Origin of the sequence: Bacillus seohaeanensis (assembly GCF_042684945.1) — a bacterium.
GTDB classification, from domain to species: domain Bacteria; phylum Bacillota; class Bacilli; order Bacillales; family Bacillaceae_B; genus Rossellomorea; species Rossellomorea seohaeanensis.
In genome coordinates this window covers 59,810-66,747 of sequence record NZ_JBHUMF010000005.1, presented here as the reverse complement: position 1 = coordinate 66,747, position 6,938 = coordinate 59,810, and the positions used below count along the sequence as shown (strand labels likewise).

Below are 6,938 nucleotides of genomic sequence, written 5' to 3'. Positions count from 1 at the left end.
GTGATCAGACTCACAAAACATATCCTGATGGATGGGTTGCACCAGTGTTGAAGTCTTCTTGGACTACACCTAATTATAACCACAATATCAAAATCTTTGCTGAAGAGCTTGGATTTAGAGACGGTGGATATGTTTGGGGCTTCCCTGGAAAACAAAATGCTATTGTTGTTGGAAGCGATATTTCAGGATATGAAGCATATATTAAATTTGCTGGTTGGGAAAGCGATGATTTACGATATTCCTATCGTGTACCTGTTATAGCAAAAGAATTATTTAAATTCTATTTTGAAGGAGACGCTGATAAAGTATTTAACTATTTCAACACTAATAACATTCCAGATACATTTACTGCAAATGGTAGAACCGTTGAAACAGAATGGAGCGACACTGAAGGTCGTCTATACCTTAAAATTGGTAAAAAATATCAGCCGAGTACAGGTGGAAAAGTATATCCTGATGGATGGGTTGCACCAGTGTTGAAGTCTTCTTGGACTCCAAACCATTCGCAAAACCTTAAAATCTTTGCTAATGAACTTAAGTTTAGAGATGGAGGGTATGTTTGGGGTGTTCTTGGACAGCCTGACACTATTATAGTTGGACATAGTATTCCAGGTTATGAGGCTTATATTAAGTTTTCAATGTGGGAAAATAGTGATATTAAAGCATCTTATCGAGTTCCGATTGTTGCAAAAGAATTATTTAAATTCTATTTTGAAGGAGACGCTGATAAAGTATTTAACTATTTCAACACTAACAACATTCCAGATACATTCACTGCAAATGGAAGAACTTGTGAAACGGAATGGAATGAAACAGAAGGTCGCTTATACCTTAAAATTGGTGAAAAATAATAAAACGTGAAGAAATTTTATCTTAAACAAAAAAGCCCTAGCCTTGATTGGTTAGGGCTTATCTTTTTTGTAATAACTTTCTAATCTTTTCTACTTCTTTTACTAAATCATGAGTTTCTTTGTTATTCACACGTGAAGTTCCTTTATACATGTTAATATCTAAAACAAAAGACTCTATGTATTTATCTTTTTTAGAATCATAGTATTCTAAATCGATTTTAACCATTGGAAAGTCCTTGTTAGTATCTATTAGATTCGGTAAGATATCAACGAAAGTGAAAATATTTTGCTCAGGTGCTAAAGTAGAAATAGGATGATTTAGCATATAGGTGCTATGAAATCTTTCATCATTAATTTCTCCTCTAAGCATAGTGAAATTAATAGTTACATCAATTGCTGGAGAACTACCTATATTCTTTACCATGAAATTAAGTATATTCGCTCTGTCCAATTCAAAATACGCTATTACTTCAGGTTTTCGAGCTTGTTTTAAGTTTGCTTCACCTTGTTGCATTAATCTTTTCGTATACACAACATAAAAAAGTGTAAGTACAAACATACCAAGACTACCGATATTTTCTAAAATCCAATTTAATGCAGTCCATAAACTATTAAGCATATCAATTATTAAATCACTTCCTATATCAATAAGGTAAATAATATTCATTTATTCAGCTTATACTATTTTAGTCTTTCTACACTCACACCTGCCACTGTGTACATCAGGTTTATCTTTATAATAAAGAATTACGTCATCATTGTTGTTTGTTACGGTGGTAAAATTCCTCATCTTATTTCCCATTTAGTTTCATGTTTATTTTTTTATCCCCATCAATAAAAATTTCTAACTCATTTCTACTGTATTCATCATCAATAAAAGAGAGCGTGACAGTCTCCTCTAATACTTTAAAACCTACTAGTTTATGATTTAGCATATCTCCAACTTTGTACTCATTATCTATAATCAATCCATGACTTTTCTTAACACCTGAATTTTCGTAAATATCTATTCCTAATTCATCTAATATCTCCTGACGTGTTTTCCTATCTTCTTCAGTAAGTTTAGAAATTTTATAGTCTTTTATTGATTTAACATTATTATCTTTCAATAGAAAAACCCCCATTTAATTAATCTTTCCCTTTTTTTCATTCTACCACATCGTACAGATTATCAACTTTACATTCTAATAACTTAGAGGATTTATAAGTTTTATCTATTGTTGGATAACTTTCCCCTAGCCCCCCCTTACTTTAACCCTAAAATGTTTATATCAATTAAATAATCTAAATTATGAAGATTTAGGAGGAATTAACATGTTTAAAGAAGAAGACTACATACACATAGAAACAGAAGACGAAACACAGTTTATAGCCAAGAAACCAGATGAAGACGGCTTTATTATTAATGTCTCTTATACCAAAAGTCAAGAGAAGCATGAGGAAGCAATGGAAGCTATTAAAAAATTTTTTGTTAGAGAAACCTTATGATTCGATTTATATTCAATGTAGAAATAAAAACACTCTCATTAACTTGAGGGTGTTTTTATTATTCTCCCCTATATTCGTATAGATCATCAACTTTACAGCCGAGAACCCTAGCCAATCTTAGTGCCTGTGGTATGGTTGGAAATGTTTTAGCAGTACACCAGTTACTTAAAGTATTATTTGAAATTCCAAATATCTCACATATTTGAGGTCTACTATATTTAGATTGTTTTATATAATGTCCAATTAGACTAATTACCATGCTTATCACCTATTATATAAATTCGTGATTAGTGTTCTTATTCCCTTTCACAATATTATTATGAAAATCCCAATATGCTTGTGATATTCTTCTTTTCATCTTCATAGAATGTATCAAGACGTCAACAAATGACGTCATAGTGAAAGGGGAGGTAATATTGTATAGACCTACATTAAGATGTAGTGACGTCTTTAAGGATTATTTACAATCACTTGCTGACGTCACAGGATTAGACAAGAATCAATTAATTAGATTAGCGTTATTTTCCGCACCATTCAATAAACTATTTATTGCTCAAATTGAACAAAATGCTAGTGACGTCACCCTTCCCTCCCCTACTTGGGAAGTATTCGATTCTCGGTTATGGATGGAACAGAATCCAAAATTAGAAGGGAAGGGAGAGACGTCACATGATGACAATAGAAGAAAGACGTCAATTACAAAGGTTAATGGAATTAATGAAAGAGGAACAGAAGAAAACGAGCAACATAGACGTCAGCAACAGACAGAGAGACAACAAAGGGAGATTTGCAAAAGAGAAGGTGGGGGAATCTCCATCCGAATCGGTTAGAGAGATTAAATTAGTAAAGGTTAAAGGTAGTTATGGATCATTCTTTGTACAGACACAGTGGTTGTCAGATAGGGATAAGGATATATTGGCAGCAGTAGGAGTAATAGTATTGTTTGCTATAGTGTTTTGAAAACATGAAAGAAGCGAGTGTAGTCCACACACTCACTTCTTCCGAGACTTTATGATTGTATTAAGGAGTTGGAACGACTCCTTATGTAGAATAATAGCGAAATATACGGAATATTGCAATATATTTGATTGGGGTATTTTGTGAATGGTTTCAAGGTGAACTATCGTTATAGGACGGGGAATTAAACTCCCTGTCCTATTTTTATAGAAATCTATTGAAAAAGAATACAATTGAGTATAAGATGGGGTTATCAACTGATACAGTTGAGCGATAAATCACATGAACTTAAACCAATAAATAATTTGGTTGTTAAATATATTGATGTTAGATAACCCCTTGATACTCCAACAATCTCACAGTCAGCATGAGTAAAGCAAAACCAACCAATTCAGAATTTATCGCGATGGTTGCGGATAAATTACGTTTAGAGCATAAAGCCTCCTGAGAGGGGAAGGAATAATTGTTTATATAATATTTTATGGGAAACGATCAAATAATGGTCGTTTTTTTTTTTGTCTGGTTTTAGCAGATAGAGGCCTTTTTATGAAACAGTTTCTGTATAAGTGCTTTATGCCTCAGTTAATAAATATATATATTCTCATTCCATTAAAATTTTTAATTCTATTGACTAGTCTAATGTATATTAATTATAGAAAAAAACAGGTTCATCACCGTAACTTGGGGTTGCTTTTATAAAAATTGAATAATTTTACATGTAGGGGTATAAGAAAAGCGAAAACTCCAGTATCGTAATTGTTGTCGAGACAAACCACGAGAGGAGCTTTCGCTTTGTACCCCAAGTTTATCAAATCTCTGATTCCGTTACCATCTTTTTTTATGATTTCCATGCCTTCTGATGAGGAACCAGCTGTTTTTCCTGTTCAAGCACCGCCCCAATGTATTCTTTGTCCGGTTTGTTGTAGGAAAACGTATCGTCATGACAAAACGTTACGGCGTTTCCGTCATGGCTATGCTTGGCATATTGGCACGCTTTGGATTGAACTAGAAGTGCCTCGTCAACGCTGTACGCAGTGCGATTATACGTTTACTTTTGATTATGGTTTAGGGCTTGTTCGCTCTTCAACGGCTTCTTATCGGCGTGAAATTGTGCGACGTTGTAAGGGACGTACGTTGGCGGATGTCGCACGTGAATATGACTTGCCCTATACCACGGTCGAACGATGGTTTTATTGGTACGCACCGGAACAGCTTCAGGACGAAATAGCTACACGAGTCTGTGTCGATGAATTTGCGATTCGCAAAGGGCACACGTATGCGACAAGTGTGTTAAACGCTGATACCGGGCACGTTTTAGCCGTTGTGCCACATCGTGATCAAGACGCCATTGAAACAGCTCTTTCCTTCGTAAAAGGCAAAGTGAAAGCCGTGGTTAGTGATTTGACACCTGCGATGGCGAAAGCCGTTCAGACTATCTTTCCAGATGCCATCCATGTACTAGACCGTTTCCATATTGTCCAATTTTTCACGGATGCTTTAAAAAGGCGCAGACGCTATTTAGGTGAAGCGAAAAAGCATCATAAATCTCGTTTTATCGATCGTTGTTTAGCCTGTAATCCAGCCATTTTAACAGAAGAAGAGCGTGGGTTTATCGCTCAGTGGCTTACAGAGGACGAACATACACGCCATATTTATCAAGCCCTACAGCACATTCGTTACGTGTTCAAATCTACGACAGCTCCACAGGTGGAAAGACGATTTTCAGACTGGACAAAGCGTTACCAATTTCATATTTGTGGTGCTGTGTCAAAAGTTGTAAAAGGCTTTATACTGCGGGAAAAAGCGATGCTCGACACGATATTGTCGCCATTATCGAACGGTATTATGGAAGGTACAAATAATAAAATTAAACTCATCAAAAGACGGGGTTTTGGCTATCGAAATGATGCCCATTTCTTTCTGCGTATTCGCTTAGAAACCGGGGACTGATTTTGTCACCCCCGACTTTTGGTGATGAACCAAAAAACAACATAATTCCCAATTGTTTAAAAAAATAGTTTATACTATAGGTAATAAAGTTAGATTGGAAGAGGTTCTATGATAGTTGTTGATAATGATTATTTTATTTTAACAGAACAAGACGATCAATTATGGATTGAAACGATTAAAATAGGGTATGAAATTAAAAATTTTAATATACTTATTGCAGAAAATCCCCGTCTACAGGTGACACATTTCTTAGCTTTAAGAGACGCTTTACATAAAGTTAATGGTGAAAAGGTTGAAATTGGATATATGAAACCTAAATTTGAGTATTCCATTTCAAATGATGATATGGAAGCAACTGTTATCTCGCATGTGACAGAAAAAGAGTGGGAAGATAAAAAAGATTATTACTGTCGAATGATTAACGAACAATTGTTAGGACTGGGTATTTTACAAGAAAATATCAACTTTGATGCAATAAATTGTTTAAAGCCAGGAATACAGTCTATAGTTGCCTCCGGAAAAGCTGCAGTTAAAGGTAGAGACGCCGTTATTCGTTATATAAAAAAGCCGGAAAGAAAGCCTAAAATATTAGAGGATGGGAAAGCCAATTACTTTGACATGAATTTTTTTGAACAGGTAAAAGAAGGAGATTGGCTTGGTGAGAAGATACCCCCTTCACTAGGAGAAGAAGGAGTCACCTTAAAAGGAAAGGTTCTACATCCGAAAAAAGGAAAGGATTATCTGCTTCATTATGACCGCAAAACAGTAATGGAGGTAAAAGAGGAAAATCGGACGGTTTTATATGCACGTAAAGACGGAATTGTTGAATATACAGGGGGGAAAGTTAGCATTGGTAATCATCTATATATAGATGGGGATATTGGCGTTGAAACTGGTAATATTGACTTTGATGGAAGCGTTACCGTAAAAGGGACTGTACACCCCAATTTTTCTATCAAGGCTACAAATGATATTTCTATTTTAGGAGAACTTGGTGTTAGTAATTGTGGAACGATATGTTCGGCTTTGGGCGATGTGTATATTAAAGGTGGAGTATTTGGAAATAACAGGACTCAAGTGGAAGCAGCTGGGAATATATATGTAAAACATGCTAATGAATGTTTCTTGACTGCGGGAGAAATAATTTATATTGGTTTCTATGCAATAAGCTGTGACATTAAGGCAAAACATGTAAGAACGGATGAAATAAAAGGAAGTATTGTTGGCGGAAATATTAGTGCGTTAGGAAGTATTAGGACTGCTACTGCCGGGAATAAAGCTGAAAAGGCAACGGCCTTAACAGTAACGGGGTTTGATCGAGAGGGAGTTCAAAAAGAATTTAAAGAATTATTGATAACTTACCGTGACCTTTTGAAAGAACGGCAAATTCTTCAAAAAAATATGGAATCTTTCCGTGATAAGTCTGATAACCTGTCAGATATTCAAAAAAACGAATATGAATCAATTTCAGAACAGTTTTCAAAAAGCCTTACGAAATTAGATTTGTTAGACTATAAAAGAAAGTCACTTGAAGAGTTATTAAATGTAAAGGGAGAAGGTCAAATAACCGCACTCAAAACTTACTTTCCTATGACAGTTCTTGAAATTGGAGGGAAGAAAAAGCATTGTAAATCACATAATACCGGGACCTATTTTGTTAAAGACAATAAGATGCACTATGAATAGGAGTGT

The 6,938-nt window shown here is 34.9% G+C and carries 8 protein-coding genes and 1 pseudogene; 6 read left to right on the top strand and 3 right to left on the bottom strand.

Annotation, left to right across the window (positions count from 1 at the left end; all coding sequences use genetic code 11):
* On the top strand, window positions 1–851 hold an 851-nt coding region (locus ACFSUL_RS02605; RefSeq protein ID WP_377932423.1), incomplete at its 5' end, for a hypothetical protein.
* Window positions 852–909: 58 nt separating this feature from the next.
* Here ACFSUL_RS02605 and ACFSUL_RS02600 read toward each other — a convergent pair.
* Window positions 910–1,518 carry a hypothetical protein gene (locus ACFSUL_RS02600; RefSeq protein WP_377932421.1) on the bottom strand — a complete coding sequence of 203 codons (609 nt, stop codon included), beginning with the start codon at window positions 1,516–1,518 and terminating at the stop codon, window positions 910–912.
* Window positions 1,519–1,642: 124 nt separating this feature from the next.
* Complete coding sequence (locus ACFSUL_RS02595; protein ID WP_377932419.1) at window positions 1,643–1,960, bottom strand: hypothetical protein; 318 nt, start codon at window positions 1,958–1,960, stop codon at window positions 1,643–1,645.
* Between the two features lie 205 nt (window positions 1,961–2,165).
* On the opposite strand from ACFSUL_RS02595, the gene ACFSUL_RS02590 reads away from it, so the two are divergent.
* A complete protein-coding gene (locus tag ACFSUL_RS02590; protein ID WP_377932417.1) occupies window positions 2,166–2,339 on the top strand; it encodes a hypothetical protein in 174 nt (57 codons plus the stop codon).
* Window positions 2,340–2,397: 58 nt separating this feature from the next.
* On the opposite strand, the gene ACFSUL_RS02585 is transcribed toward ACFSUL_RS02590, so the two are convergent.
* Entirely contained in the window at window positions 2,398–2,598 is a 201-nt protein-coding gene (locus tag ACFSUL_RS02585) for a helix-turn-helix transcriptional regulator (protein WP_377932415.1), read from the bottom strand.
* 157 nt (window positions 2,599–2,755) lie between these two features.
* Here ACFSUL_RS02585 and ACFSUL_RS02580 point away from each other — a divergent pair, with 157 nt between their 5' ends.
* The 4 genes and pseudogenes from ACFSUL_RS02580 (at window position 2,756) to ACFSUL_RS02565 (ending at window position 6,932) form a co-directional block, all read left to right on the top strand.
* Window positions 2,756–3,169 (top strand): hypothetical protein, encoded by a 414-nt coding sequence (locus tag ACFSUL_RS02580; RefSeq protein ID WP_377932413.1) that lies wholly within the window; start codon window positions 2,756–2,758, stop codon window positions 3,167–3,169.
* A 485-nt stretch (window positions 3,170–3,654) separates the two neighbouring features.
* Window positions 3,655–3,744 (top strand): annotated as a pseudogene (locus ACFSUL_RS02575) (sporulation initiation factor Spo0A C-terminal domain-containing protein); the annotation flags it as partial.
* A 392-nt stretch (window positions 3,745–4,136) separates the two neighbouring features.
* Window positions 4,137–5,246, top strand: coding sequence for an ISL3 family transposase (locus ACFSUL_RS02570; protein WP_377932427.1), 1,110 nt, complete (start codon window positions 4,137–4,139; stop codon window positions 5,244–5,246).
* A 108-nt stretch (window positions 5,247–5,354) separates the two neighbouring features.
* Window positions 5,355–6,932, top strand: a complete 1,578-nt coding sequence (locus ACFSUL_RS02565) for a DUF342 domain-containing protein (protein WP_377932411.1) — start codon at window positions 5,355–5,357, stop codon at window positions 6,930–6,932.
* Window positions 6,933–6,938 lie beyond the last annotated feature (6 nt).

What these genes read in the sequence shown, in the direction of transcription:
- ACFSUL_RS02600 (WP_377932421.1), bottom strand. Translation starts at nt 1,518, where the DNA reads ATGAATATTATTTACCTTATTGATATAGGAAGTGATTTAATAATTGAT.
- ACFSUL_RS02590 (WP_377932417.1), top strand. Translation starts at nt 2,166, where the DNA reads ATGTTTAAAGAAGAAGACTACATACACATAGAAACAGAAGACGAAACA.
- ACFSUL_RS02585 (WP_377932415.1), bottom strand. Translation starts at nt 2,598, where the DNA reads ATGGTAATTAGTCTAATTGGACATTATATAAAACAATCTAAATATAGT.
- ACFSUL_RS02570 (WP_377932427.1), top strand. Translation starts at nt 4,137, where the DNA reads ATGATTTCCATGCCTTCTGATGAGGAACCAGCTGTTTTTCCTGTTCAA.
- ACFSUL_RS02565 (WP_377932411.1), top strand. Translation starts at nt 5,355, where the DNA reads ATGATAGTTGTTGATAATGATTATTTTATTTTAACAGAACAAGACGAT.